The organism is Rhizobacter sp. Root404, from assembly GCF_001425865.1.
Classification (GTDB): domain Bacteria; phylum Pseudomonadota; class Gammaproteobacteria; order Burkholderiales; family Burkholderiaceae_C; genus LMDS01.
In genome coordinates this window covers 697,370-720,346 of record NZ_LMDS01000004.1, presented here as the reverse complement: position 1 = coordinate 720,346, position 22,977 = coordinate 697,370, and the positions used below count along the sequence as shown (strand labels likewise).

Annotated in this window: 27 protein-coding genes and 1 pseudogene; 17 read left to right on the top strand and 11 right to left on the bottom strand. The window is 71.3% G+C overall.

Annotated features, from left to right (window positions below):
• Positions 1-103: 103 nt before the first annotated feature.
• Together ASC76_RS07995 and ASC76_RS07990 are read left to right on the top strand one after the other, a co-directional pair.
• Positions 104-1,510 (top strand): sigma-54 dependent transcriptional regulator, encoded by a 1,407-nt coding sequence (locus ASC76_RS07995; protein ID WP_082548906.1) that lies wholly within the window; start codon positions 104-106, stop codon positions 1,508-1,510.
• Between the two features lie 69 nt (positions 1,511-1,579).
• Complete coding sequence (locus ASC76_RS07990; protein WP_056464644.1) at positions 1,580-3,265, top strand: response regulator; 1,686 nt, start codon at positions 1,580-1,582, stop codon at positions 3,263-3,265.
• On the opposite strand, the pseudogene ASC76_RS07985 reads toward ASC76_RS07990, so the two are convergent.
• From ASC76_RS07985 to ASC76_RS07970, 4 genes and pseudogenes are all read right to left on the bottom strand, one after another.
• Positions 3,262-3,453, bottom strand: a pseudogene (locus ASC76_RS07985) (carbamoyltransferase C-terminal domain-containing protein); the annotation flags it as partial. The gene ASC76_RS07990 and the pseudogene ASC76_RS07985 sit on opposite strands and share 4 nt — an antisense overlap.
• A 5-nt stretch (positions 3,454-3,458) precedes the next feature.
• A complete protein-coding gene (locus ASC76_RS07980; protein WP_082548903.1) occupies positions 3,459-3,818 on the bottom strand; it encodes a hypothetical protein in 360 nt (119 codons plus the stop codon).
• Positions 3,819-4,143: 325 nt separating this feature from the next.
• Positions 4,144-4,575, bottom strand: a complete 432-nt coding sequence (locus ASC76_RS07975; RefSeq protein WP_056464638.1) for a hypothetical protein — start codon at positions 4,573-4,575, stop codon at positions 4,144-4,146.
• Positions 4,572-5,000: a phage holin family protein gene (locus ASC76_RS07970; protein ID WP_162247078.1), complete on the bottom strand. Its 429-nt coding sequence runs from the start codon at positions 4,998-5,000 to the stop codon at positions 4,572-4,574. Before ASC76_RS07970 ends, ASC76_RS07975 begins: the two co-directional genes overlap by 4 nt.
• A 143-nt stretch (positions 5,001-5,143) precedes the next feature.
• Here ASC76_RS07970 and ASC76_RS07965 point away from each other — a divergent pair, with 143 nt between their 5' ends.
• A complete protein-coding gene (locus ASC76_RS07965) occupies positions 5,144-6,145 on the top strand; it encodes an SDR family oxidoreductase (protein WP_056464634.1) in 1,002 nt (333 codons plus the stop codon).
• Between the two features lie 6 nt (positions 6,146-6,151).
• On the opposite strand, the gene ASC76_RS07960 is transcribed toward ASC76_RS07965, so the two are convergent.
• The gene (locus tag ASC76_RS07960) at positions 6,152-6,625 is read right to left on the bottom strand and encodes a PA2169 family four-helix-bundle protein (protein ID WP_056464632.1); all 474 of its coding nucleotides are present in this window, start codon (positions 6,623-6,625) and stop codon (positions 6,152-6,154) included.
• Between the two features lie 110 nt (positions 6,626-6,735).
• Here ASC76_RS07960 and ASC76_RS07955 point away from each other — a divergent pair, with 110 nt between their 5' ends.
• Together ASC76_RS07955 and ASC76_RS07950 are read left to right on the top strand one after the other, a co-directional pair.
• Positions 6,736-10,572: an FAD-dependent oxidoreductase gene (locus ASC76_RS07955; RefSeq protein ID WP_235580385.1), complete on the top strand. Its 3,837-nt coding sequence runs from the start codon at positions 6,736-6,738 to the stop codon at positions 10,570-10,572.
• Positions 10,573-10,593: 21 nt separating this feature from the next.
• Positions 10,594-11,805, top strand: a complete 1,212-nt coding sequence (locus tag ASC76_RS07950; RefSeq protein WP_256364454.1) for a glycosyltransferase family 4 protein — start codon at positions 10,594-10,596, stop codon at positions 11,803-11,805.
• Here ASC76_RS07950 and ASC76_RS07945 read toward each other — a convergent pair.
• Positions 11,786-11,995, bottom strand: a complete 210-nt coding sequence (locus ASC76_RS07945) for a hypothetical protein (protein ID WP_056464624.1) — start codon at positions 11,993-11,995, stop codon at positions 11,786-11,788. The two genes, ASC76_RS07950 and ASC76_RS07945, sit on opposite strands and share 20 nt — an antisense overlap.
• 111 nt (positions 11,996-12,106) lie before the next feature.
• Between ASC76_RS07945 and ASC76_RS25150 the strand changes: the two genes are divergently transcribed.
• The gene (locus tag ASC76_RS25150; RefSeq protein WP_157615413.1) at positions 12,107-12,322 is read left to right on the top strand and encodes a hypothetical protein; all 216 of its coding nucleotides are present in this window, start codon (positions 12,107-12,109) and stop codon (positions 12,320-12,322) included.
• A gap of 106 nt (positions 12,323-12,428) precedes the next feature.
• Here the strand turns inward: ASC76_RS25150 and rpoN are convergent, their stop codons facing one another.
• Positions 12,429-13,937, bottom strand: a complete 1,509-nt coding sequence (gene rpoN / locus ASC76_RS07940; protein WP_056464621.1) for an RNA polymerase factor sigma-54 — start codon at positions 13,935-13,937, stop codon at positions 12,429-12,431.
• Between the two features lie 340 nt (positions 13,938-14,277).
• Between rpoN and ASC76_RS07935 the strand changes: the two genes are divergently transcribed.
• The 4 genes from ASC76_RS07935 (at position 14,278) to pepA (ending at position 17,079) form a co-directional block, all read left to right on the top strand.
• Positions 14,278-14,898, top strand: coding sequence for an isochorismatase family cysteine hydrolase (locus ASC76_RS07935; protein WP_056464618.1), 621 nt, complete (start codon positions 14,278-14,280; stop codon positions 14,896-14,898).
• A complete protein-coding gene (locus ASC76_RS07930; protein ID WP_056464616.1) occupies positions 14,895-15,419 on the top strand; it encodes a DUF421 domain-containing protein in 525 nt (174 codons plus the stop codon). The genes ASC76_RS07935 and ASC76_RS07930 overlap by 4 nt, the downstream gene beginning before the upstream one ends.
• Before the next feature lie 103 nt (positions 15,420-15,522).
• Positions 15,523-16,224 (top strand): PEP-CTERM sorting domain-containing protein, encoded by a 702-nt coding sequence (locus tag ASC76_RS07925; RefSeq protein WP_056464614.1) that lies wholly within the window; start codon positions 15,523-15,525, stop codon positions 16,222-16,224.
• A 30-nt stretch (positions 16,225-16,254) separates the two neighbouring features.
• A complete protein-coding gene (gene pepA / locus ASC76_RS25145; RefSeq protein WP_157615411.1) occupies positions 16,255-17,079 on the top strand; it encodes a flocculation-associated PEP-CTERM protein PepA in 825 nt (274 codons plus the stop codon).
• A gap of 16 nt (positions 17,080-17,095) precedes the next feature.
• Here pepA and ASC76_RS07915 read toward each other — a convergent pair whose 3' ends face one another.
• Positions 17,096-17,278 carry a hypothetical protein gene (locus ASC76_RS07915; RefSeq protein ID WP_056464610.1) on the bottom strand — a complete coding sequence of 61 codons (183 nt, stop codon included), beginning with the start codon at positions 17,276-17,278 and terminating at the stop codon, positions 17,096-17,098.
• Positions 17,279-17,391: 113 nt separating this feature from the next.
• Here ASC76_RS07915 and ASC76_RS07910 point away from each other — a divergent pair, with 113 nt between their 5' ends.
• Positions 17,392-17,976: a DUF4142 domain-containing protein gene (locus tag ASC76_RS07910; protein ID WP_056464608.1), complete on the top strand. Its 585-nt coding sequence runs from the start codon at positions 17,392-17,394 to the stop codon at positions 17,974-17,976.
• 55 nt (positions 17,977-18,031) lie between these two features.
• Positions 18,032-18,166: a hypothetical protein gene (locus tag ASC76_RS26350; protein WP_256364448.1), complete on the top strand. Its 135-nt coding sequence runs from the start codon at positions 18,032-18,034 to the stop codon at positions 18,164-18,166.
• 10 nt (positions 18,167-18,176) lie between these two features.
• On the opposite strand, the gene ASC76_RS07905 is transcribed toward ASC76_RS26350, so the two are convergent.
• The gene (locus ASC76_RS07905) at positions 18,177-18,965 is read right to left on the bottom strand and encodes a DUF2334 domain-containing protein (RefSeq protein WP_162247077.1); all 789 of its coding nucleotides are present in this window, start codon (positions 18,963-18,965) and stop codon (positions 18,177-18,179) included.
• Positions 18,962-19,744: a hypothetical protein gene (locus ASC76_RS25685; protein ID WP_162247076.1), complete on the bottom strand. Its 783-nt coding sequence runs from the start codon at positions 19,742-19,744 to the stop codon at positions 18,962-18,964. The genes ASC76_RS07905 and ASC76_RS25685 overlap by 4 nt, the downstream gene beginning before the upstream one ends.
• 74 nt (positions 19,745-19,818) lie before the next feature.
• On the opposite strand from ASC76_RS25685, the gene ASC76_RS07895 reads away from it, so the two are divergent.
• Genes ASC76_RS07895 through ASC76_RS25140 form a run of 3 tightly spaced genes read left to right on the top strand, consistent with a single transcriptional unit; the run spans position 19,819 to position 20,695 of the window.
• Positions 19,819-20,124 carry a hypothetical protein gene (locus ASC76_RS07895; protein ID WP_157615406.1) on the top strand — a complete coding sequence of 102 codons (306 nt, stop codon included), beginning with the start codon at positions 19,819-19,821 and terminating at the stop codon, positions 20,122-20,124.
• Positions 20,125-20,146: 22 nt separating this feature from the next.
• Complete coding sequence (locus ASC76_RS07890) at positions 20,147-20,377, top strand: hypothetical protein (protein WP_056464600.1); 231 nt, start codon at positions 20,147-20,149, stop codon at positions 20,375-20,377.
• 51 nt (positions 20,378-20,428) lie between these two features.
• Positions 20,429-20,695, top strand: a complete 267-nt coding sequence (locus ASC76_RS25140; RefSeq protein ID WP_157615404.1) for a hypothetical protein — start codon at positions 20,429-20,431, stop codon at positions 20,693-20,695.
• Here ASC76_RS25140 and ASC76_RS07885 read toward each other — a convergent pair.
• A complete protein-coding gene (locus ASC76_RS07885) occupies positions 20,692-20,907 on the bottom strand; it encodes a hypothetical protein (RefSeq protein WP_056464598.1) in 216 nt (71 codons plus the stop codon). The two genes, ASC76_RS25140 and ASC76_RS07885, sit on opposite strands and share 4 nt — an antisense overlap.
• A 247-nt stretch (positions 20,908-21,154) precedes the next feature.
• Between ASC76_RS07885 and ASC76_RS07880 the strand changes: the two genes are divergently transcribed.
• Entirely contained in the window at positions 21,155-22,366 is a 1,212-nt protein-coding gene (locus ASC76_RS07880; protein ID WP_056464596.1) for a zinc-dependent alcohol dehydrogenase, read from the top strand.
• A gap of 128 nt (positions 22,367-22,494) precedes the next feature.
• Positions 22,495-22,917 carry a hypothetical protein gene (locus tag ASC76_RS07875; protein WP_056464594.1) on the top strand — a complete coding sequence of 141 codons (423 nt, stop codon included), beginning with the start codon at positions 22,495-22,497 and terminating at the stop codon, positions 22,915-22,917.
• Positions 22,918-22,977: the final 60 nt, after the last annotated feature.

Below are 22,977 nucleotides of genomic sequence, written 5' to 3'. Positions count from 1 at the left end.
CGGAGCAATGCATAAATTTGGACATTGACGTCGTGACTTCACGTCGAATCTGTGCCTGGTTTCTCGGGTTCAGGGGCCCGATGCTCGGACGGAGGATGAAAAGGTGCCGCATGCACTGGTAGTTGATGATGACGATGATTCTGCCGAGATGATGGCTGCACTCATCGCCGCGGAGGGGTTCACGGTGGCCACTGCCAACTCGCTGCAGGCGGCGCGCAGGCGGATGTCGCTGCAGGCGCCCGACGTGGTGCTGCTGGACCTGATGCTGCCCGATGGCAACGGCCTCGGGCTGGTCGACCAGCTGAAGGCGCATGGTCGGTCGGAGGTGGTGCTGATCACCGGCCATGCCAGTGTCGAGACCTCGGTGCAGGCGCTGCGGCTCGGCGCGGCGGACTACCTGACCAAGCCGCTCAACATCAAGCAGCTGCGTGGCGTGCTGTCGCGGCTGCGGCGCCCGTCGACGCTGCACACCGATGCCGCGGGGATGCTGGAGACGCTGGAGAAGGCGGGCCACTTCGGCCTGCTGTGGGGACGCTCCGCGCCGATGCGCAAGGTCCACGAGCAGATCCTGCGCGTGTCCGGCACCGCGATCACGGTGTTCGTGACCGGCGAGAGCGGCACCGGCAAGGAACTGGTCGCGCGCACCGTGCACGACCTGAGCCGGCGGCGCGCCAAGCCCTTCCTCGCGGTCAACTGCGGCGCGATCTCGCCGCACCTGATCGAGAGCGAGATCTTCGGCCACGAGAAGGGCAGTTTCACCGGCGCCGAGCGCCAGCACCAGGGCTTCTTCGAGCGCGCCAACGGCGGCACGCTGTTCCTCGACGAGATCACCGAGATGCCGCTGGACCTGCAGGTCAAGCTGCTGCGCGTGCTGGAGACCGGCACGTTCATGCGCGTCGGCTCGATGCAGTCCCAGGAGGCCGACGTGCGGATCGTCGCCGCCTCCAACCGCGACCCGACCCAGGCTGTCGCGAACGGTCGGCTGCGGGAAGATCTGCTGTACCGATTGAACGTGTTTCCGATCCACGTGCCACCGTTGCGCGACCGCGGCGAGGACATCGGGCTGATCGCCGAGCACTTCCTGGACGAGATCGGCCGCCGCGAGGGCCAGGCCAAGCGCTTCGCGCCGGATGCGCTGGCGCGGCTGCGCTCCTACCGCTGGCCGGGCAACGTGCGCGAGTTGCGCAACATCGTCCAGCGTGCCTACGTGATGGCGCCCGAGACGACGATCCACGACGAATGCCTGCCGAGCCGGGAGACGCCGTCGGCGCCGGCCGTCGGCGCCTCGTTGCTGCAGATCGAGATCGGCACGTCGCTTGCCGAAATCGAGCGGGTGGTGATGATGGCCACGCTCGAGCACTACGGCCGCCACAAAGAACGCACGGCCGCGGCGCTCGGCGTCAGCCTGAAGACGCTCTACAACCGGCTCAAGGAGTACTCGACCGTGCCGGTGCAGGGCGAGCGCGACAACGGCGGCGTCACCCACTCCGGCTACGGCGAGCTGGGATAGCACCCACGCCACCCGGAACGGTCAGGGACGGGAACGATGGGTTCGGACAACGGCAGGTCGGTTTCGGAGATGCGCATTCTGGTCGCGGACGACAGCCCGTCCGCGGCCGACACGCTGGCCGAGTTGCTGCGCCTGGAATTCGGCTGCCGCGTCGTCGTCGCCTACGAGGGCGAGCAGGCCTTGCAGATGGCGCTGGCGGAGCGGCCCGACGTGTCGATCCTCGACATCCGCATGCCCAGGCTCAACGGCATCCAGGTGGCGCGCCAGGTGCGTGCCGCGGGCGCCGAGGACGGCGCGGGCGTCGTGCCGCGCCTGATCGCGGTGACCGGCGACCTCGGCGTCAATGACAGGTGGACCGAGATCGACGGCAGCTTCGATGCGGCGTATGCCAAGCCGATCGACATCGAGCGCTTGATGGCCGATCTGACGCGGCACTGGCACGGCCAGTCGGCCCGTCCGACGCGGGTCCGCTTCGACGTCCAGGAATGCTTCACGCGCGCCGTGCGCGACGTGCTGCCGCTGATGGCCCGCAAGCACCAGACGGTGTCCTTCGATTGCACGGACGAACCGGTCCTCGTCGAGGCCGACGAGGTGGCATTGCGCTCGGGCCTGTACCGCTTGCTGGCCGGTCTGTCCGACGTGATCGGGCCCGGCTTCGTGGTGCTGAACGCCGACGTGAGCCTCGCCGCGAACGGCGACGCCGTGCTGCAGATGACGGCCGGCGGCACCGGCGAACTGGCGCCGGCGGCGCGCATCGAACACGTGCTGCAGCGCCTGTCGCTGAGGCAGGAACTGCACCCGCGACCCGGCGCGGGCGGCATGCTGACGACAGCCAGCGGCACCTGTCCGAGCTCCACCGGCACCGTGCAGTTCTCGGCCGAGCCGGGCGAGGGAGCGTTGTTCCGGCTCGACTGGACCTGCCGCGGCGGCGAACAGCCGGTCGAGGCGGCGGCCTGCGCCTCCGGCGCACGCGCCTGGCTGATCGACACCGACGGACCGGCGGCCGAGATGCTCGAGCGCCGGCTGCAGCGCAGCGGCTGGCGCGTGCGGCGCTTCGATCGCGTGCTGGCGGCCGAAGCCGTGCTCGATGGCGAGCAGCACGGCACGTCGCCCGCGCTGCTGGTCGTCCACGAGGCAAGCGCGACGCTCGCGCAGGTCACCGCGCTGGCGCGGCGCCTGCCGGCCCAGTCGATCCCGCTGTACCTGGTGAACGCGGGCTCGCCGACACTCACCGGCCCCGATCCCGCACCCCTGAGCGTGCGCGTGCAGCCGCTGTCGCCCGGCGACATCGGCCGCCTGACCGAGCACGCGCTGCGGGCCGACACCGGCCAGCGCGCCGGGCCGGCCTCCGCCTGGTCGACGCTGGTGCAACCGCGCCGCCGCGTGCTGGTCGTCGACGACAACGACGTGAACCGCATGGTCGCCAGCGGGCTGGTCAAGGCGCTGGGCTACGACGTGGTCTGCGCCTCGGACGGACTCGACGCGATCGAACAATGCAAGGCCTCGCCGCCCGACGTGGTGCTGATGGACGTCAACATGCCGGTGCTCGGCGGCATCGACGCGACGCGCCGGCTGCGCGAACTGCAGCGCGCCGGCCGGGTGGCGCCGTTCGCGATCGTCGCGGCCACGGCGGCGGTCGACGAGGAGACCGAACGGCGCTGCCGCGAGGCGGGCATGGACGGCTTCCTGAGCAAGCCGCTGCGCCTGCAAGTCATGCGCAGCGAGCTGCGGCGGGTCACCCACCGCGACATCTAGGCGGGCCGCTTCTCGACCAGGTTCGGTCCGATCACCAGCGCGTCGAGCGGGGTGCCGAAGAACGCCTCGATCGCGGCGCGCGGCGTCGCGACGATCGGCTCGCCACGCACGTTGAACGAGGTGTTGACCAGCACCGGCACGCCGGTGCGGCGGCCGAACGCCTGCAGCAGCGCGTGGAACTGCGGGTGCGTGATCATCGCGGGTCCCGGGTCGAACCCGGCGATGCCCGGCGAGCGGCTGCGCCGCGAACTCGGCGCCGCATCTGCAGCAGTGCGCTCTCGGCCAGCGTGCGCGCCCCGACGCCGGCCGGCTGCAGCGATTGCACCAGCCGCAGCGCGGTGTTGAGCTCGAAGTAGTCGCGCTCGAGGTCGAGCCCGGCGCGCGCGGCGACATCGGCCAGGTCCTGGCGGAAGTAGCCGTCGTCGTCGAGCGCGTCAATGATCGTGCCCACCAGCGTGCGTTCCGCCTCGGGCAGCGGCAGGCGCTCGGCCTGCGCGCGCAGATGGGCGTGCAAGCGGCGCGCGTCAGTCGCTGGAAGCGGTTTGGGGTTCATGCCGCCTGGGGGCAACCGGCGTGCCGTGCACGCCAGCGGTCCCGTGGAACGTTGTCGATCGATGCGCCTGCCGCAAGGCTTTCAGCCATGGCGTCCGGCCTCATGGGCATCAAAAAAGAATGGAGCCCGAGGCGCGCTCGGGCTCCATCTCAAGGGCCCCTTGGGGGACCCACCCCGTGAATCAGCTGCGGTCCGCCCGCGGCGCCATGGCCCTGTCGTTGCGGCTGCCGTTGTGCATGGTTCTCTGCGTGCCGGTACCACCGCATAGCCGTGCCGGTGCTGCAGATTCGCGCGCTGCGGCCGGCGGCCTGAATGGGCCCGGCGGTCAGCGGCGCGTGGCGCGGCGCTGGCTGAACCAGCGCCATGCCGTCGCGAAGGCGAGCGGCGCGGCGGCGGCGGTCTTGGGTGCCGCCGGCGCGAGACCCGAACGCAACGCCGAGCCCATCAGCGCGCCGCCCAGTTCCATGGCGCGGCGCCAGCCACGCGCCGAGGGCGGATTCGCGGGCGGCGGGGGTGGCGGGCTCGCCGCCTTTCGTGCGGACCACCAGGGGGGCGGCGGCGCAGGGCGCGACAGCGCGCGCACGACCAGCCAGGTCGATGCGATCACCGCGAGGCTGCCGCCGCCGATCCAGGCGGCGCGCTGCGCGGCGCCGCGGGACGCGGGCGCGAGTTGCCGCGCGGTCTGCAGCAGGCGCCGATCGCTCTCGACGACGGTCATCTCGGCGCGGCGGATCTGCGTGTCCAGGTCGTCGCTCATCGTGTGGCTCCTGCTGGCGTGACGGACGGTGCGGCATCCTTCGGCAAGGCCGCCTCGGGCGGCGGCGGCAGCGTGAGGCGGCGGACCGTGGCCGGCAGCGTGAGCAGCGCGGCGAGTCGGCTCGCGCGCAGCAGCGCGAAGGCGGCGGCACCACCATTCAGCGCGACGATCAGCAGCGCCACCCACCCGATGCCCCAGCCTGCGTCGATCAACGCGGCGGCGAGCGCGGCCCACAGCGCGACCCAGGTGGTCAGCAGCAGCACCACCGCGCACAGCATCAGCGCGACGATGCCGACCAGCGCCTGCATCGCGCGTCGCAGTTCCAGGGTGAGCAGGTGGACCCGGTCGCTGACGATCGCCGGGATCAGATGGATAAGGGATCGCAGCAGGGCGATCAACGACGGGCTGGTGGACGCAGGACGCATGCAACCGTCCGGCAACCGGCATGCCCGGCGGCCGTGACGCGAGCTTGCCGCAACTTTTTCGCGGGTCGGCATTCGACCGACGGCGATCCGCGGGAACGCCGGCTGCCCCCGCGCCCGGACACCCCGAACAACCAGGAGCCCCCATGGCGAACGACCCCACCTCGACCGACCCGGCCGCCGAGAAGACGGCGCAGACCCAGCGCGCGATCCAGCACGAGCAGGACCAGCGCGATGCCGCCCAGTCGTCGTCCGGCGAGAAGGAGAAGAAGCAGCCGGTGCAAGCCGGCGCACGCGACCAGCCGACCGAGTTGCCGGCGCAGCATCTGAGCAAGCCCGGGCACGAAGCCGACCTCGAGCTCGCGCCGCGCTTCATGGCGCCCGACTATGTCGGCAGCGGCAAGCTGAAAGGCCAGGTCGCGTTGATCACCGGCGGCGACTCCGGCATCGGCCGCGCCGTCGCGGTGCTGTTCGCGCGCGAAGGGGCGGACGTGGCGATCGGTTACCTGAACGAGCAGATCGACGCCGAGGAGACGAAGCGCTGCGTCGAGGCCGAGGGCACGCGCTGCCTGCTGCTGCCCGGCGACGTGAAGGACCCTTCGTACTGCGTGCGCGCGGTCGACCGCACGGTCGAGGCCTTCGGCCAGCTCGACGTGCTGGTCAACAACGCCGCGTTCCAGGAGCACGCCGAGTCGCTGGACGACCTCACCGAGGAGCGCTTCGACCAGACCCTGCGCACCAACGTCTACGGCTACTTCCACATGGCCAAGGCGGCGCTGCGCCACCTGAAGCGCGGCGGCAGCATCATCAACACCGGCTCGGTCACCGGCCTCGAAGGCAGTTCGCACCTGCTCGACTACTCGACCACCAAGGGCGCGATCCACGCCTTCACGAAGGCGCTCGCGCAGAACGTGCTGCCGCGTGGGATCCGCGTCAACGCGGTGGCGCCGGGGCCGGTGTGGACGCCGCTGAACCCGGCCGATGCCCCGGCCGAGAAGGTCGCCGAATTCGGCAGCCAGACCGACATGAAGCGACCCGCGCAACCCGAGGAGCTGTCCCCCGCCTACGTGTTCCTCGCCGCGCCGGTGTGCTCGGGCTACATCACCGGCATCGTGTTGCCGGTGACCGGTTCGATCGGCGCCTCCTGAACGCGTTCAGCGTGGCGGACGGTCCGGTTGCACGCCGGACCAGCGGTCGCGCAAGTGGCGGATCAGGTCGTGCCGCCGGCGTGCGCCGTCGAGCTGGCGATCGACGATCGTCCGCACCGTCTCCGGCAGGCTCGGGTCGTTGAGCGCCTTGCGGTAATCGGCGGCGGTGCCGTTCAGCACCTGCTCGCATTCGTCGAGCAGGGCCTTGTCGCCACTGCCGCCCAGCGTGCTCGTCACGGCCTGCCAGCCGCGCTGCAGCGTGCCGCCGACCGAGCCGCCGGATTCGGGCTCACCGCCACGCTGGCGCACCAGCGACGCGAGCTCCGCCGCGGCCTGCGCACAGCCGGTCGCGGCTTCGTCGAGCGCGCGTTTGAGTTCCGCCGATTCGGCCTGCGCGGCCGCGCCGCGGCAACAGCACTCGGCGTCGCTGCAGGTCTCGAGCAGGTCGTTGAGCAGGTCGACCGTGGTGTCGTCGTTCATGGTGGTTCGGCACGCGCCGCGTTGGTTGCGTGAAGACCGGGCAACGCGCATGCCGCGGCACCGCGGCACACCGCTTGCCATTCGGGGGCATCCGTCCAGTTGCCGTTGCAGTGAATCCGCCACCCCATTCGCCGTCCCGTTGCGTCTCGCCGTTCGCGTCGTTCTGGATGGGCGGCTTCGAAGGCGCCGACCACGTCAACGGACAGCGCGTCGCGCTCGACATGGCCGCCAGCAACGGCCACCTCGAGCGGCTCGACGAGGACCACGCGAACGCTGCGGCGCGCGGCATCGGCGTCGTCCGCGAAAGCATCGGCTGGCGCCTGTGCGAGCCCTCGCCCGGGCACTTCGACCTGCAGCGCGCGGTGCGGATCGCGCGCAGCGCCGAGCGCCACGGCCTGCAGGTCGTGTGGACGCTGATGCACTACGGTACGCCGCCCGACGTCGACCTGTTCGACGAGGCGCTGGTGCCGCGCTTCGCGGCGTTCGCGGCCGCCGTGGCACGGACGATCGGGCAACGCAGCGTGCGCGCGCCCATCTACAACCTGGTCAACGAGATCGGCTTCCTGGCCTGGGCCGCGAGCGCGACCAACCTGATCCACCCGTACCGCGGCGACCCGGCCAACGCCGGCGAGACCAGCAGTGCGTCCGGCTATGCGCTCAAGCGGCGCCTGGTGCGCGCGGTGCTGGCCGGCGTCGCTGCGGTCCGAGCGGTCGATCCGCGCGCACGCTTCCTGCACATCGAGCCGGTGGTGCACGTCGGCACGCCGCGCGATCGGCCCGATCTGGCGGCACAGGCACAGCGCGTCGCGGACTACCAGTGGCAGGCCTGGGACATGATCGAAGGCCGCATCGAGGCCGAGCTCGGCGGCTCCCGCGACGCGCTCGACCTGGTCGGCGTCAACCATTACCACAGCGGCCAGTGGGAGGTCGGCACCGAGCGGCGCCTGCGCTGGCACGAGCAGGACCCGCGGCGGCGTCCGTTGTCCGCGCTGCTTCGCGCGGCGTGGCTGCGCTACCGCCGCCCGCTGATCCTGGCCGAGACCAGCCACGTCGGCGTCGGTCGCGCCGACTGGCTGCACGACATGGCGAGCGAGGTCCGCGCCGCGCGCCGCGCCGGCGTGCCCGTCGACGGCCTCTGCCTGTACCCGCTGGTCGATCGCCACGACTGGAACGAGCCGGACCACTGGCATCGCAGCGGGCTGTGGGATGTGGCCCACCCGGCCGACCCGACAGCGCCGCTGTCGCGGCGCCTGTGCATCGACTACGCCGCGGCGCTGGCCCGCTGGCAACGCATCCTGCCCGAAGACTCAACCACCACGGAGACCCCGATGTCCCACCTGATCGTCTTTTCCCATTTGCGCTGGGCCTTCGTCTATCAGCGTCCGCAGCACCTGATGGTGCGCCTCGGCCCGCACCACCCGGTGCTGTTCATCGAGGAGCCGGTCCACCTCGACCCGGCCGACGGGCCGGCGCGCATCGACCGCATCCCGAAGGGCCCCGGCGTCGACGTGCTGGTGCCGCGCACGCCGATCGCGGCCGGCGGCTTCCACGACGACCAGCTGCCGGTGCTCAAGCCGTTGCTGGCCGAGTACCTGCGCAGCCACGCGATCGACGACTACCTGGTGTGGTTCTACACGCCGATGGCGCTGCCGCTGCTCAGCGAGCTGCGCCCGCGTGCGGTCGTCTACGACTGCATGGACGAACTCAGCGCGTTCAAGGACGCACCGCGCCAGCTGCGCCAGCGCGAGACCGCGTTGATGAAGGCGGCCGACCTCGTCTTCACCGGCGGCCCGGCGCTCTACGAGGCCAAGCGGCATCTGCACCCGCAGGTCCACTGCCTGCCCAGTTCGGTCGACGCGGCGCACTTCGCGCCGGCCGGCCTCGCGCCGACGAGCGACGCCGCCGCCGAGGCCGAGCGCCTGCAGGGCGCGCTGCCCGGACCGCGGCTCGGCTTCTTCGGCGTGATCGACGAGCGGCTCGACACGGCGCTGGTCGACGCGCTCGCGCGCGCCCGGCCCGGATGGCAGATCGTGATGATCGGTCCGGTGGTCAAGATCGATCCGGCGCAGTTGCCGCGCCATCCGAACCTGCACTGGCTCGGCATGCAGCCGTATCCGATGCTGCCGCACCTGATGGCCGGCTGGGACGTCTGCCTGATGCCGTTCGCGCTGAACGAGGCCACGCGCTTCATCAGCCCGACCAAGACGCTCGAGTACCTGGCGGGGGACAAGCCGGTCGTCAGCACCGCGGTGCCCGACGTGGTCGGGCTCTACGGCGCGGTGGTGCGGATCGCGTCCGACCACGCCGGCTTCATCGCCGCCTGCGAGGCCGCGCTGGCCGAGCCGGAGGACGCCCGCGCGAGGCGGCGCGAGGCGAGCCGCGAGACCGTCGCGCAATCGTCCTGGGACCGCGCCGCGCAGCGCGTGCTGGAGCAGATCGACGCGATGACGCGCTCCGCCGCGCGCCATGCGGGCGAGGCCGATGCGAGCGACGCGCCGCACGGCGTGCCGGTGGTCAAGCGCACGGTGCGGCATGTCCGGCACCTGGTGATCGGGGCCGGGCCGACCGGGCTGGCGGCGGCATATCACCTGGCACAGGGCACGTCCGCGCCGGCGCAGACGCTGCTGGTCGAGCGTGCCGACACGGTCGGCGGCTGGTGCCGGTCGGTGACGCAGCAGGGCTACACGTTCGACCACGCCGGCCACATCATGTTCTCGAACGATGCGTACGTGCTCGACATGTACGAGCGACTGCTCGGCGACAACGTGCACTGGCAGAACCGCGAGGCCTGGGTCTACAGCAAGAACGTCTACACGCGCTATCCGTTCCAGGGCTCGCTGTACGGCTTGCCGCCGGCGGTGCTGAAGGAATGCCTGGTCGGTGCGATCGAGGCGCGCTTCGGGCCGATCGACAGCCACCAGAGCGCGCCGCCGCCAACGCCGCCGGCCAACTTCGAGGAATTCATCGACCGGGTCTGGGGCAAGGGCATCGCCAAGCACTTCGCGACGCCGTACAACCGCAAGCTGTGGGCGGTGCCGCTGGCCGAGATGGAAACGTCGTGGCTCGGCGGCCGCGTGCCGCTGCCCGACCTCGGCCAGATGATCGAGGGCGCGCTCGAGCCGACGCCCGCGCCGATGGGACCGAACGCGCGCTTCGGCTACCCGCTGCGCGGCGGCTTCCAGGCGCTGATGGACGGCTTCCTGCCGCTGCTCGAATGCGAACTGTCGGTGCGCACCAGCGTGCTGCACGTGTCGCCGTCGCGGCGCACCGTGCGCTTCGACGACGGCCGCTCGATCAGCTTCGATGCGCTCGTCAGCACGATGCCCTTGCCGCAACTCGTGCAGGCCTGCGGCGACGAGGCGCCGGCCGATGTGCAGGCGGCCGCACGAGGCTTGCGGCATGTGGCGGTGCGCTGCGTGAACCTCGGCGTGCGCCTGCCCGCCGGCCGCGAGCGCCTGACCGACAAGCACTGGATCTACTACCCCGAGGAGACGGTGTTCCACCGCATCTTCGTGCAGGGCAACGCGAGCCCGCACAACAACCCGCCGGGCGGCTTCGGCCTGACGTGCGAGATCACCTACGGCCCGAGCAAGCCGCTGCCGTGCGACGGTGAGGCGCTGACCGCGCGCGCGATCGCCGACTGCCGCGCGGTCGGCATCCTCGGGCCCGACGACGAGATCGAATGCGCCAACCAGGTCGACATGCCGTGCGCCTACGTGATCTACGACCACGCGCGCGCCGCCAACGTGGCCTGCATCCGCGACTGGTTCGCCTCGTTCGGCATCGTGCTGGCGGGGCGCTACAGCGAGTGGGAGTACTACAACTCCGACCATGCGTTCATCGCCGGCCGGCGTGCCGCGGTGCAGGTGCAGGCGGCGCTGGCGCCGGCGGCCGCGGCTCCGGCCGGCGCGCTGGGCGGCGGCGGGCGCGCCGCGGCGGCGCGCTGAGCCAGATGCTGATCGACGCCCATCTCCACTGCACCGGTCGCGAGACCCGCGACGACGTGTTGCGCACGCTGGACGACGCTCGCGTCGACCTGGGCGTGCTGCTCGCGCCGTTCCTCGGCGACGGGTACTCGCTCGACGACCCGGCATCGCTGCGGCGCGGCAACGCGCACCTGGGCGCGCTGGTGCGCGGGCACGCCGACCGAGCGCTTCGCGGTCACCGCGCTGTGCCCCTACGAAAGCCCGCTGGTCGAACGGCTGCGGGCGCTGGCGGCCGAGGTCGTGATCGTGCCGATGCCCGACGAGCCGCCGTGGCTCTCGGTGCAGACGGCGCTCGCGCTGGTGCAGTCGCACGGCTTCGACCTGATCCATTCGCACCTCGAGAACGCGCACCTGCTGGCCGGCATGGTCGGCAGCCTGAGCGGTCTGCCGGTACTGGCGACGGTGCATGGCCGGCGGCTCAGCATGCTCGACCTCGAAGTCCATCGCGCGGCCGGCACGCACCTCAACGTCGTGTGCCGCCACAGCCAGCTGCACGCGCTGGGCATCGGCATCAGCGCGTCGCACCTGAGCTGCATCCCGAACGGCGTCGACACCGAACTGTTCAGTCCCGGGCCGCGTGCCGACGCCGGCCTGCGTCGCGATCTCGGCATCGACGGGACGGCGCCGCTCGTGGGCTGTGTCGGCCGGTTTTCGGCCGAGAAGGGGCCGGAGGTGTTCGTGCGCGCCACGCTGCTGTTGCGCAGCCTGCTGCCCGATGCGCACTTCGTGATGGTCGGCGACGGGCCGATGCGCGAAGCGATGCAGGCGATGGGCGAGCGCTTCGGAATGGCCGGGCGCCTGCACCTGCCGGGCCTGCGCGGCGACATGGCCGAGGTCTACCGGCAGCTCGACGTCCTGGTCTGCCCGTCGCACAGCGAGGCGATGCCGCTGGCGGTGATGGAGGCGATGGCGAGCGCGCTGCCGGTGGTCGGGACCCGGGTGGGCGGCGTGCCCGACCTGATCGAACCCGGCCGCACCGGCCGGCTGGTCGCGCCCGGCGATTTCCAGGGCATCGCCAACCGGGTCGCGCACGTGTTCGAGACGCCCGGCGAGCTCGAGGCCATGCGGCAGGCCGCGCGGGCGCGGGTGGTCGAGCGCTTCAACCTGGACGACAGCATCGCCGCGACCGCCCGCCTGATGACGGAGCTCGCCGCGCGTCGGGCGCGTCATCGCGTCAGCGCGTCGCTTCGCTGAGCGCCGCGCACCAGTCGGCGACCAAGCGGCCGGTGGCCTGTACGTCGAACTCCATCAGCGCGCGGTGTCCGGTGTGCGTCTTGCTCAGATGCAGCCGCATGCGGTTCGTCGGCAGGCCGGCATCGCGCAACAGGCCGGCCGCACGCATGGCCGTCTTGGGATCGTCGTAGGCGCTCAGGTGGGTGGGCATGGGATCTCCTTCGGGGCGATCCGGTGACGCGGCAATCCTCGTTCCCCGCGAATGCGCGGGTACGCAACTTGCCTCCATCGAGGACGCCCCCGACTCTCAGGCGAAACCACCATGCAGACCTCCACGCCCGCTGCTGCGTCCATTCACCACCCGTTGATCACGCCCGCCGTCGAACGCGTGACGGCCTGGCACCGCGAGCAGTCGATCCGCCAGGCCCGCGCCGCCATCGAGGCGCTGCGCGTTGACGAAGACGATGTGACGACGACCGACGCCGCCTTCGACCCTGCGCCCCGGCCGGATGCGGCGGTGCGGGTCGCGCCGCGCTAGGGCGCTTCGGACGAGCGGCTGCGCGCGCGGAGGTCGCCCGCGTGGCAGCGGGCCGAACGGCAATTCGTACCGACGGGAATGCCGGTCCGCACGAACGGCCGCGCCGTCAGCATGAGGCGCGGTCGGCTGCGCCATCGCCCCCGGCCGGCACGGCTGCCGGCGGCGCCCCGTGGCGACGGCGGCGATCGGCCGGCGCGATCTTCAGCCCCTGGCGGTACTTGGTGACGGTGCGGCGCGCCACCGTCAGGCCCTGTCGCGCCAGGCGCTGCGTGATCTCGACGTCCGACAGCGGCGTCAGCGGGTCCTCGGCGTCGATCAGTTCCTTGACGACGCTGCGGATCGCGGTGGCCGAGCACGCACCGCCGCTGGTCATCGGCATCGGTCGCGAGAAGAAGTGCTTCAGCTCGAACAGGCCGCTCGGCGTCGCCATGAACTTGTTGTTGGTGACGCGGCACACGGTCGACTCGTGGGCGCCGACTTCTTCGGCGATGTCGCGCAGCGCCAGCGGCTTCATCGCCAGCGGGCCGTGCTCGAAGAACAGCCGCTGGCGGCGCAGGATCGCCTGCGCGACCGCGAGGATCGTCGAGAAGCGCTGCTCGACACTGCGCAGCGTCCAGCGCGCTTCCTGCAGGTGCGCGCCGAGCTCGGCGTGGCTCGCTTCGCGATGGCGCCGGAACAGCTCGGCGTAGGTGCGATTCAGGCGCACGCGCGGCATCACGTCCGAGTTCAGCTGCGCCTGCCACTGGCCGCGCACCTTCTTCACGATCACGTCGGGCACCACGTAGCGCGTGTCCGGGCGGGAGAAGCGCCAGCCCGGGCGCGGGTCGAGGCGGCGCAGCGCCGCGCAGGCGGCATCGACCTCCGGCAGCGGCCGGTCGAGCAGGCGGGCGATGCCCGGCACATCACGCTGCGCCAGTCGGTCGAGGTGGTCGGCGATGATCGCGCGGGCGATCTCGCGATCCGCCGCATCGACGCCGTCGATCTGCAGCATCAGGCATTCGCCGATGGTCCGGGCGCCGACGCCGGCCGGATCGAACGACTGCACCAGGCGCAGCGCCATGTTCAGCTCGCTGCCGTCGACCGGCGGCTCGAAGTCGGTCAACGCACCGAGCTCGTCGAGTCCGGTGCGGCAGTACCCGTCGTCGTCGAGCGACTCGATCACCATGCAGGCCAGCGCGTGGTCGCGCGCGGACAGGCGCAGCAGGTTCACTTGCCCGTGCAGGTGCTGGCGCAGGTCGCCGTGGGCCACCATCATGTCGGTCGCGCTCAGCTGCGAGCCGCCCGCGCCATCGCGCGCCGGGCCCGGGGTCTGCAGCCAGGTGTCGGCCGGCTCGTCCCATGCCGACGCGGCGCTGTCGGCCGGCGCTTCGAGCGCGGACTCGTGCGTCGCGCCCGCTTCGGCCGGATCGTTCTGAGCGGGCGCGTTCAGCGGGGCCGGCCCGGGACCGGCATCGTCGATCTCGAGGAACGGATTGCGCGCGCTCAACTCGTGCAACTCCTGCTCGTAGTCCAGCGCGGACATCTGCAGCAGCCTGACGGCGAACTGCAGGCGGGGGGTGAGCGTCTGGCTCTGGTGAAGGATCGGGCGCTGCTTGAGCAGGGGAGAGGACGTCATCGTGTTGTTTCACTCGGTTGCGCGTTGATCGACGGGGCGAGGGCGCATCAACGCAACGACCATGCCGTCGTGTCGGTCTGCGAGGCGGCCCTGGCGAAACGCGTACCGAGTCGGCGCGCAAGCCGCGCCAGGCGGTGCTTTGGCCATCGTCCCGGCAGAACCCGGGCCCCTGGGCGGCGGGCTTTCGCGAGCGGCGAGCCGGCATCATTTGCCGCAACTTCGACGCGCGTAGGACGCGACGAGCCGAGGCGCGCGTGCTTGTCTCTCGCACCGGACGCACGCCCGCCGACCGCGGCAGCCGCTCGGCGCGGCGCACGATCGTCGGCAGGAGATCCCTCGCATGAAACGAAGAACTGCGGCGCGCACGATCGCGCCGCCCCCTCTCGATCCGAGCCCCACGGTGCTGTTGCTGGTCGACTTCATCAACCCGCTGCGGTTCGAAGGCGCCGAGCACCTGCGCGAGCCGGCACAGGCGGCGGCGCGCGCGGCCGCGAGGCTGCGGCGTCATGCCGACGCGGCAGGTGTTCAGTCGATCTATGCCAACGACAACTACGGCCTGTGGCGCGCCGACTTCGCGCAGTTGTGGCAGCGCTGCAGCGCCGGCCGCGGCGCGAGCGCGACGATGGCGAACGCGCTGCGCCCGCGCCGCCGCGATTTCACGATCCTGAAGCCGCGGCACTCGGCGTTCTACGCCACGCCGCTCCATCTTTTGCTGCAGCAATTGCAATGTCGGCGCCTGGTGCTGACCGGCGTGGCGGCCGACAGCTGCCTGCTCTTCACCGCGATGGACGCCTACCTGCGCGGCTACTCGCTGTGGGTGCCGGCCGATTGCACGGCGGCCGAGAGCGACGCCGATTGCCTGCAGGCGCTCGACCACATGGCCCGCGTGATGAAGGCCGACATCGACCCGTCCGACGCCGGATGGCGCCGGCTGCTGCAACCCGGGAAGGACGCAGGATGACGCTCGCTGCGCTGTTCGACGTGAACACCTCGCCGCTGGAGCTGATCGCACGCGGCACGCTGATGTACTGGTTCCTGTTGCTGCTGTTCCGCTTCGTGCTGCGCCGCGATGCCGGCTCGCTCGGCGTCGCCGACCTGCTGTTCGTCGTGATCGTCGCCGATGCCTCGCAGAACGCGCTGGCCGGTGGCTACGACACGGTCGCCGAAGGGCTGATCCTGGTCGGGACGCTGGCGGCCTGGAACTATGCGCTCGACTGGGCGGGCTACCGCTGGAAGGCGGTGCGCTGGCTGACCGAGCCGCCGGCGCTGGTGATGATCGACAACGGCCGCATCGTGGCCGCCAACCTGCGCCGCCAGTTCGTGACGCGCGAGGACCTGGAGTCCGAGATGCGGCAGGTCGGCATCGACGACCTCGCGCAGGTGCGCAAGGCGTTCATGGAGGGCGACGGCAAGTTCTCCTTCGTCACGACCGATGGCCAGCGCCACCGGCCGGCCGCGCGCGAGACGCCCGGCGCCCATTGAGCCGGACGGCGGGACCGGGCATGGCCTGCGCTTGTGGAGCAATTCCCACGCGGGAACGCCGATTGCCGGTCGGCCGGTCTTCGACACTTCAGAGGAGATTGGCATGAAGGTATCTATCGCACGGCCACTGGTCGTCGCAGCGGCGCTGATCGGCATGGCGGGCGCGGCCCGCGCGGACTTGACGCTCGTCGAGCCGCAGGATTTCCAGGGCACCGGCCTCGGCTCGGTGAACACGGTGCTGACGCTGCAGAGCCCGGGCGGCACGAGTACCGAGACCGGCTCGGTGGCGTGGAACGGCACGATGGACGTGACCAGCGGCGACGCCAAGACCGGCGCCTCGCAGTCCCTGACGCGCTCGTTCGCCGAGCTGGGCGTCATGTCGGCCAGCGACCTGCGCGTGGTCTTCAACGCGCTCGAGCCGGGCGCCGCCGAGAGCATCTCGCTGACCAGCCTGACGCTCAACGTTTACGACAGCACCGGCGGCGTCGTGTTCAGTGCCAGCACGCCGACCTCGTACTCGTTCGCCGACACGTTCTCCGGCGCCGGCAACTCCGGCTTCGTGTTCGCGCTGACGGCCTCCGAAGCCGCCGAGCTGCAGGCGGTGTTCGCCCCGGGGCTGCGGGTCGGCCTGGCGGCGAGCGCGACCGACGCGACCGGCGGCCTGGAGACCTTCTTCGTCGCCAACAGCCCGACCGTGACGCCGGTGCCCGAGCCGAGCTCGCTCGCGCTGCTGCTCGGCGGCCTGGGTTGCGTGCTGACCTTGTCCCAACGCCGTGCGCGGCGCCAACAGCGCGCGCTGTCGTAGCCCTCCCACCCCCCTCACCAGGAGATGACCATGCCCTTGACCCTGATGCGGCGCCGGCTGATGTGGATGCGCAGCGCCGTGGCGCTGGCGATCGCCGCCGTCGGCTCGACCGCGATGGCGGCGGACCCGCCGAGCTTCACCTTCGACCCGGTCGCCGTCGGCCTGACCGGCACCACGGTGACGGCCAACAACATCCTGATCTCCGACTACTCGCGGGTGACGTTCACGGACGGCAGCGCCTTCACCGAGTCGGGCTACCTGGTGGTGACCGGCTTCCAGTCGGCGACCGACCCGAAGATCACGGTGCCCGGCCTGGGGATGTACGTGCGCTTCGACGCGACCGGCACGACCTCGTCCACCAACCCGGCCACGGCACCGACGACGGCCACCTTCAGCACGCTGACCTACACGCTGTACGGCTACAACGACGTGGGCACCGCGACCTTCGGCTTCGACGGCGGCGGCAACCCGACCGAGACGGCGACCGGCGAGAAGGTGCTGGCGACCGGCACGCTGCAGTCCGGCGGCGGCTCGACGCTGCCGGATCCGCAAAGCGGCAAGTTCTACGCGTTCGCGGGTGCGGCGCTGAACTTCGTCGTCGATCCGACCAATGCCGCGTTCTTCGCGACGCCGAACCCGTTCTTCGACACGGCCCTGACCACGTTCGCGAACACGCCGGACACCGTCACGCCGTTCGAGACCGGCTTCCTGATCACGCAGGGCGGCGGCAAGATCAGCTACGCGCAGCAGGTCACCGCGGTGCCCGAGCCGGAGACCTACGCGCTGCTGCTGGCCGGGCTCGGCGTGGTCGGCTTCATGGCGCGGCGCCGGGAGCTTCAGGGGCGATCGCAATGAGGGCGCCCACGGCGCGTCAGCGATAGCCTTCGCGCACGTTGTCGAGCGCGGTGTCGGTCTGCTCCTGGCGCCTGGCACGCGCGTCTGCCTCGTCGTGCTCGGGCTTCTGCGGTTCGGTCTCGTCGCCGCGGGCCGGCCGGTCGGGTTGCAGCGGTTCGGCACGTCGCGGGCGCGGGCTTCTGCGGGTGGGGTGTGGCATGGCGGTACTCTCCAGGGCGGGCGGATTGCCCGCAACGAGCCCTGGCAAGCGGGATGCCGGCCGCGTACGGGCCTGCCGATTGCCACGACCACTCGTACTGACCGGGGGGACTGGTGAACCGCGAGCCGCGTGATCTCGATCGCCGCTGGGTGTTGCGCGCATGCGCGGCGTGGACCGCCTGCGTGCTCGCGCCGGAGGCGATGGCGCGGGCCGCGCGGGCGCCGGCGGTCTCCGCCGAGGCGTTCAACCGCGTCGACCGCGAGTTCCTGCGCGCCGCGATGCGCATCAGCCGGACCGACCAGGCGCTCAGCCGGCTCGCGCTGCGCCAGGCCACGCGCCCGCAGGTGCGCGACTTCGCGAGGCGGCTGGCCGCCGATCACGCCAGGATCGGCAGGGACGTGCGGCGCTACGCGGGCCAGCGCCGGCTCGTCCTGGCGAAGCGGCCGGACGATCCGGTGCCCGCCCGCTCGCGCGCGCTGAAGGGCGCGGCCTTCGACCGCGACTACATGGCGCGGATGTACCGCGACACGCGGGAGGCGATCGTGCTGTTCCAGAAGGAGGCCCGCGAGGGGGCCGACATGGAGCTGAAGGCGTACGCGTCCGCGACCTTGCCTGTCCTGCGCGCCCACCTGAAGCTGGCGCAGAAAGGCGAGGCGGCCTGGCGCCTGGGCGCGGCGGCACCGGCTGCCGGTGTATGAGCGCAGGCACGTGGGTTGCCGCTTCCCGGGTCCCAGAACTTCCAGAGGAACGGCCATGATCCCCACTTCCAGGCTTGCCGCGCTGCTTTCCACGCTCGCGCTGCTGACGTCGCTCGCCGCGTGCGACAAGATGAATACGCCGACGACCAACACCTCCACGCCGATGCCGGCTTCGGCCGCCAGCCGGTAACGGTCGACGCCTAGCCCTTCCTCGCGGACCGAACGCCGACGCGCACGTCGCGCGCCAGATCACCCAGCGTCATGAACCGCCGGTCGCTGGCCTGCTGGCGCAGCAGGCGGCGCCACGCGTCGCTGAGGCGCGGGATGTCGTCGCCGGGGTGCAACTCGAGGCGCACCTGCGCCGCGTCACGCTGCGCACGCGCCAGCCACGCGTTCCAGCGCACCGAGGCGATCTGCCGCAGCACGCTCGAGTGGCTGTAGACCTGCGCGTGGCAGGCGAGGCTGGCGGGCGGATCGACGCCGAGCACGTGGATGCGGCGCAGTGTCGCCGTGTACTCGAACGGTTGCTCGTTCAGCGCGCGCCAGGCGGGCGGGCCGAGCAGCCATGCCGGCGCAATGAAGCCGCGCGGCCGCAGGCCGATGCTGCGCATCCAGTCGCGCCCGGTGCGCAGGCGCTTCTTGGCCTCCGCGTAGTCGAGCGCCCAGAACTCCGCCTCGGCGCGGGCGTAGACGCGGCGCCGCAGCCAATCGACCGGATCGCGCGGCTGCGCGTGGTCGATGTGGTTGTAGCCGTGCAGCGCGATCTCGTCGCCGGCGTCGGCGCGCTCGACCAGCCAGCGTTCGAAACCGCTGTGGCGACGCGCGCCGTGATAGCGCGGCACCGCCAGCAGCGTGACCGGAAAATCGCCGACCTCGCGCAAGGCGCCGAGGATCCACTGGCACGCGCGCCAGGTCGGCGGGGCCACGTCATGCAGCACGACGCACAGTGCCCGCTGCGTCGAAGGGGGCACCGTGCGTGCTGCGGTCACTTCTCTTTCGTCGCGCTCGAACCGCCGCTGCCGGATTTGTCGCTGGCGCTGCCGGGCGCCGCCGACGACGACGAACCGGTTTCGCCGGCGGCGCCCGACTGGCCGCTCTGGCCGCTCTGGGCGCTCGACCGGTTCTTGCGCCAGGTGCCGAACTCGTCCGAGAACTTCTGGTAGCGCTCGCCGCGCCACGCCTGGTAGTCGTCGTCCAGCGAGCGCATCTGCTCGTTGCGCCACTGGTGGTAGTCGGGATCGAAGTGGTGGTGCTGCGGGTCCTCCTGCGACTGCCAGTTCCCGGTGCCTGGCGAACCACCGCCGTAGCCGCGGTAACCGGAGCTGCCCATGCCGCCGTGGCCGCCGCTCATGCCGCTGCCCATTCCGCTGCCCATGCCGCTGCTGCCACCCATGCCGCCGCCGTAGCTGCGGCTGCCCATCGACCCGCTGTTGTAGCTCTGGCCCGGGCCGGAGCCGGCGCCGCGCAGGCCGCCGTAGTTGCTGCCGACCTCGCGATCGTCGCCGCCGCGGCCCATGCCGTACTGATCCTGGTCATGGCCCGAATCGTAGCGGCCTCCGGCACTGCCGCCGCCGCCGCGTTGCTGGCCCTTGTAACCGCCTTGTTGGCCGCCGCCGTAGCCGCCGTAGCCGCCACCCTGCTGGCCGCCGCCGAACTGCCGGCCTTCCATGTTGCGACCCTGGCCGCCGTGGCTGCCGCCGTACTCGTCACCCATCTGCTCGTCGTCGCGATAGCCGCGGCCACCGCGACCTTGTGCACTCTCTCTCATCGTGATTCCTTTCGAGACTGGATCGAAGCGACACCACGGGACGGTGTCACCGGACCCGGTGGGCGGCAAGGGGCATGCCCGTCGGCATCCGCGGCGCGGGTGCGGGCACGGGCATTGCCCTAGGATCGCGCGTGGCGCGTCCGCGCTCGAACCAGGAGCATGTCGTGCCGACCGTCGATCCCCAGAAGCCCCCCGATCCATCGTCGGCCCCGCTGCCGCCGCTGCAGAGCCCGTTGCCGCGCTCCGACGTGCTGGACCGCGAGGAGCCCGAATTCGTCGACGAGCCGGATCTCCCGGCACCGCCACCGCCACCCCGCAAAGGCCCGCCCGAATCTGCCGCCGGTGAGGAAGACCCCGGCGCAGCGCTCGACGCGCCGTGAGCCGCGCTGGTTGTCCGCGCGGATGATCGATCTCGACCTGATCCAGTGGCCGGCGATGGCCGTGACCGTGCTGGCCGCGTGGCTGGTCGCCTCCGAGCAGGAGCGCCGTCGCAACATCGGCTTCTGGGTGTTCCTGCTGAGCAACCTGCTCTGGATCGCGTGGGGCGTGCATGCACGTGCGTGGGCGCTGATCGCCCTGCAGGTCTGCCTGGCTGCGATGAACATCCGCGGCGCCAAGAAGACCGAGAAGTGAACGCGGCATCCCGGTTGCCCTAAGTGCCCGGTTGAAACACGGGAGGGCGCGATGACCGCGGTCAATGCAACGAATCGGTGGGCCGCTCGTCGGCAGCCTGAACGTCGGCGCCATCGCCGCGGGCCGCGCGCGCTCGCCGCAGCGCTGGTGCTGCTGTTCCTGGCCGCTGCGGCCGGCTGCGGCAAACCGGGCGATCAAGGCGGCGGCACGTCGCGCGAGCGCTCGATGGCGTCGCCCGCGGCGAGCACGCCCACACCGTCGCGGCCGGAAGCGATGCCGGGGTCGGATGCGGCCCGCACGCCGCCGAGCGGTCGCTAGCGCGCTTCCGGGTTCTCGCGCGGGTCCGCGGCACCCGCTTCCGCGTCGTGACCATCGTTCGGGTTCAGTGCGCCCCAGAACGAGTTCGTCAGGCGCACCGGATAGCGTCGCCGCAGGTGGTCCCTCAGGACGCGGGCGTCGCGGCGTTCGAGCCACGCCATCACGGCGAGGCAAACGACCACTGCGCCCAGGAACAGCCAGAGTGCATTCATTGCAGGTCTCCGTCCTGAGACAGGCAATCCGCGGGCCGTGCTGAAGCGCGATCGAGGTCGGCAACGCTGCAGCGCCGTCGCAAGTCCTGCCGGCTTTCCGGTCATCGCGGCGGGAGCAGGGGGCCGATGGCGCCGCGGGACCCTGCATTGCCACGCCTTCGGCTCACGGCGGCGACAAGCGCGCGGCCGCCAAACCAAGGAGCGACATGAATACTGACAATCGACTCTTCGCGGTCGTCACCGTCCGATGAAGGCACTGACCTACCACGGCTCGAAGGACGTCCGGGTCGAGACTGTCGCGGACCCGCGTCTGATCGAGAGCGACGACATCATCCTGCGCGTCACCGCGACCGCGATCTGCGGCTCGGACCTCCACATCTACCGCGGCAAGATCCCGATGATGGAGACCGGCGACATCCTCGGCCACGAGTTCATGGGCATTGTCGAGGACGCCGGCCCGGCGGTGGTGAACGTACGACGCGGCGATCGCGTCGTCGTGCCGTTCACGATCTCGTGCGGTGCGTGTTTCTTCTGCAAGCGCACGCTGTTCGCCGCCTGCGAGACCACCAACACCGGCCGCGGCGCGATCATGAACAAGAAGGACACCAGGCCGGGCGCGGCGCTGTTCGGCTACAGCCACCTGTACGGCGGCATTGCCGGCGGCCAGGCCGAGCTGGTGCGCGTGCCGAAGGCCAACATCGGGCCGCTCGTGATCCCGCAGACCGCGCTGAGCGACGAGCAGGTGCTGTTCCTCTCCGACATCCTGCCGACCGGCTACCAGGCCGCGCTGAACGCCGAGATCGGGCCGGGCTCGACGGTGGCGATCTTTGGCGCCGGCCCGGTCGGACTCATGGCGGCGGCGTCGGCCCGAATGCTCGGTGCCGAGCGGATCTTCATGGTCGACCACCACGCTTACCGACTCGCGTTCGCGGCCGCGACCTACGGCGTGGAGCCGCTCAACTTCGACGAGATCGAGGACCCGGCCAACCTGATCATCGACCGCACCGCGGGGCGCGGCGTCGACGCGTCGATCGACGCGGTCGGCTTCGAGGCCAAGGGCAGCACCGTCGAGACGGTGATGACGACGCTGAAGCTCGAAGGTTCGAGCGGCAAGGCGCTGCGCCAGGCCATGGCGGCGACGCGTCGCGGCGGCATCGTCAGCGTGCCGGGCGTGTATGCCGGCTTCATCCACGGCTTCCTGTTCGGCGATGCCTTCGAGAAGGGCCTCACCTTCAAGATGGGCCAGACCCACGCGCAACGCTTCATGCCCGAGCTGCTCGAGCGCATCGATCGGGGCGACCTGCACCCGGAGGTCATCATCAGCCACCGCATGCCCCTGACCGATGCGGCGCGCGGCTATGAAATGTTCAATGAGAAGCAGGAGGATTGCCGCAAGGTCGTGCTGACGCCGGGGCGTTCTGGCTCGAGGGTCGAATTGTCTTCGAATGCGGCGCGCTGAGCCGCTCAGGCCGGCAGCGGGACACGTGCTGGCATACTTTCCCCCATGCCGGGTGTCCACCATGTCGAGGTGTCGATTGTTGCGTTCGTCGCAATGCACGCCTTCGCCCGTTCGAGCCCTCACGGCGGATGACCTACACGTTCGAAACCACCGAAGCCGATGGCCTGATGACGGTGCGCCTGGGCGGCGAACGACCGACCGAGTCGGCGGACGCGGCCCGGCAGCTGTCGACGTTCTGGCAAGACGTGGCGCGCCGCTCCAGGGAGCGCCAACTGCGCGCGGTGCTGGCGATCGTCGAAGCGCGGGGTGACCTCTCCAGCGATCGCGTGCTGCGCTGGTTCAAGCAGGTGGCGGGCTTCGGCTTCGCGGCCGATACGCGCATCGCCGTCGTGATCGCCGACCGACGCAGCCGCTCGATCGTCGACCTCGGCGTGCATGTCGCGGCGGAGGCCGGCTTGCAGATCGGCCTGTTCGATTCGGAGCCCGCGGCGCGCGACTGGCTCGCGCTGTCGAAGGCGCCGGACCGCCAGGCGGGCCGGCGTTTGAACTGACGATCGAACGCGTCGCCGGACAAACGGCTCGACCGGTCGAGGCGGCGGTGTCGGCCGCCA

Bases quoted from the DNA above. Each gene is read 5' to 3' on its own strand.
- ASC76_RS07990 (WP_056464644.1), top strand. From the start codon at position 1,580: ATGCGCATTCTGGTCGCGGACGACAGCCCGTCCGCGGCCGACACGCTG.
- ASC76_RS07980 (WP_082548903.1), bottom strand. From the start codon at position 3,818: ATGAACCCCAAACCGCTTCCAGCGACTGACGCGCGCCGCTTGCACGCC.
- ASC76_RS07975 (WP_056464638.1), bottom strand. From the start codon at position 4,575: ATGAGCGACGACCTGGACACGCAGATCCGCCGCGCCGAGATGACCGTC.
- ASC76_RS07970 (WP_162247078.1), bottom strand. From the start codon at position 5,000: ATGCGTCCTGCGTCCACCAGCCCGTCGTTGATCGCCCTGCTGCGATCC.
- ASC76_RS07965 (WP_056464634.1), top strand. From the start codon at position 5,144: ATGGCGAACGACCCCACCTCGACCGACCCGGCCGCCGAGAAGACGGCG.
- ASC76_RS07960 (WP_056464632.1), bottom strand. From the start codon at position 6,625: ATGAACGACGACACCACGGTCGACCTGCTCAACGACCTGCTCGAGACC.
- ASC76_RS07945 (WP_056464624.1), bottom strand. From the start codon at position 11,995: ATGCCCACCCACCTGAGCGCCTACGACGATCCCAAGACGGCCATGCGT.
- ASC76_RS25150 (WP_157615413.1), top strand. From the start codon at position 12,107: ATGCAGACCTCCACGCCCGCTGCTGCGTCCATTCACCACCCGTTGATC.
- rpoN (WP_056464621.1), bottom strand. From the start codon at position 13,937: ATGACGTCCTCTCCCCTGCTCAAGCAGCGCCCGATCCTTCACCAGAGC.
- ASC76_RS07935 (WP_056464618.1), top strand. From the start codon at position 14,278: ATGAAACGAAGAACTGCGGCGCGCACGATCGCGCCGCCCCCTCTCGAT.
- ASC76_RS07930 (WP_056464616.1), top strand. From the start codon at position 14,895: ATGACGCTCGCTGCGCTGTTCGACGTGAACACCTCGCCGCTGGAGCTG.
- ASC76_RS07925 (WP_056464614.1), top strand. From the start codon at position 15,523: ATGAAGGTATCTATCGCACGGCCACTGGTCGTCGCAGCGGCGCTGATC.
- pepA (WP_157615411.1), top strand. From the start codon at position 16,255: ATGCCCTTGACCCTGATGCGGCGCCGGCTGATGTGGATGCGCAGCGCC.
- ASC76_RS07915 (WP_056464610.1), bottom strand. From the start codon at position 17,278: ATGCCACACCCCACCCGCAGAAGCCCGCGCCCGCGACGTGCCGAACCG.
- ASC76_RS26350 (WP_256364448.1), top strand. From the start codon at position 18,032: ATGATCCCCACTTCCAGGCTTGCCGCGCTGCTTTCCACGCTCGCGCTG.
- ASC76_RS25685 (WP_162247076.1), bottom strand. From the start codon at position 19,744: ATGAGAGAGAGTGCACAAGGTCGCGGTGGCCGCGGCTATCGCGACGAC.
- ASC76_RS07895 (WP_157615406.1), top strand. From the start codon at position 19,819: ATGCCCGTCGGCATCCGCGGCGCGGGTGCGGGCACGGGCATTGCCCTA.
- ASC76_RS07890 (WP_056464600.1), top strand. From the start codon at position 20,147: ATGATCGATCTCGACCTGATCCAGTGGCCGGCGATGGCCGTGACCGTG.
- ASC76_RS25140 (WP_157615404.1), top strand. From the start codon at position 20,429: ATGACCGCGGTCAATGCAACGAATCGGTGGGCCGCTCGTCGGCAGCCT.
- ASC76_RS07885 (WP_056464598.1), bottom strand. From the start codon at position 20,907: ATGAATGCACTCTGGCTGTTCCTGGGCGCAGTGGTCGTTTGCCTCGCC.
- ASC76_RS07880 (WP_056464596.1), top strand. From the start codon at position 21,155: ATGAAGGCACTGACCTACCACGGCTCGAAGGACGTCCGGGTCGAGACT.
- ASC76_RS07875 (WP_056464594.1), top strand. From the start codon at position 22,495: ATGACCTACACGTTCGAAACCACCGAAGCCGATGGCCTGATGACGGTG.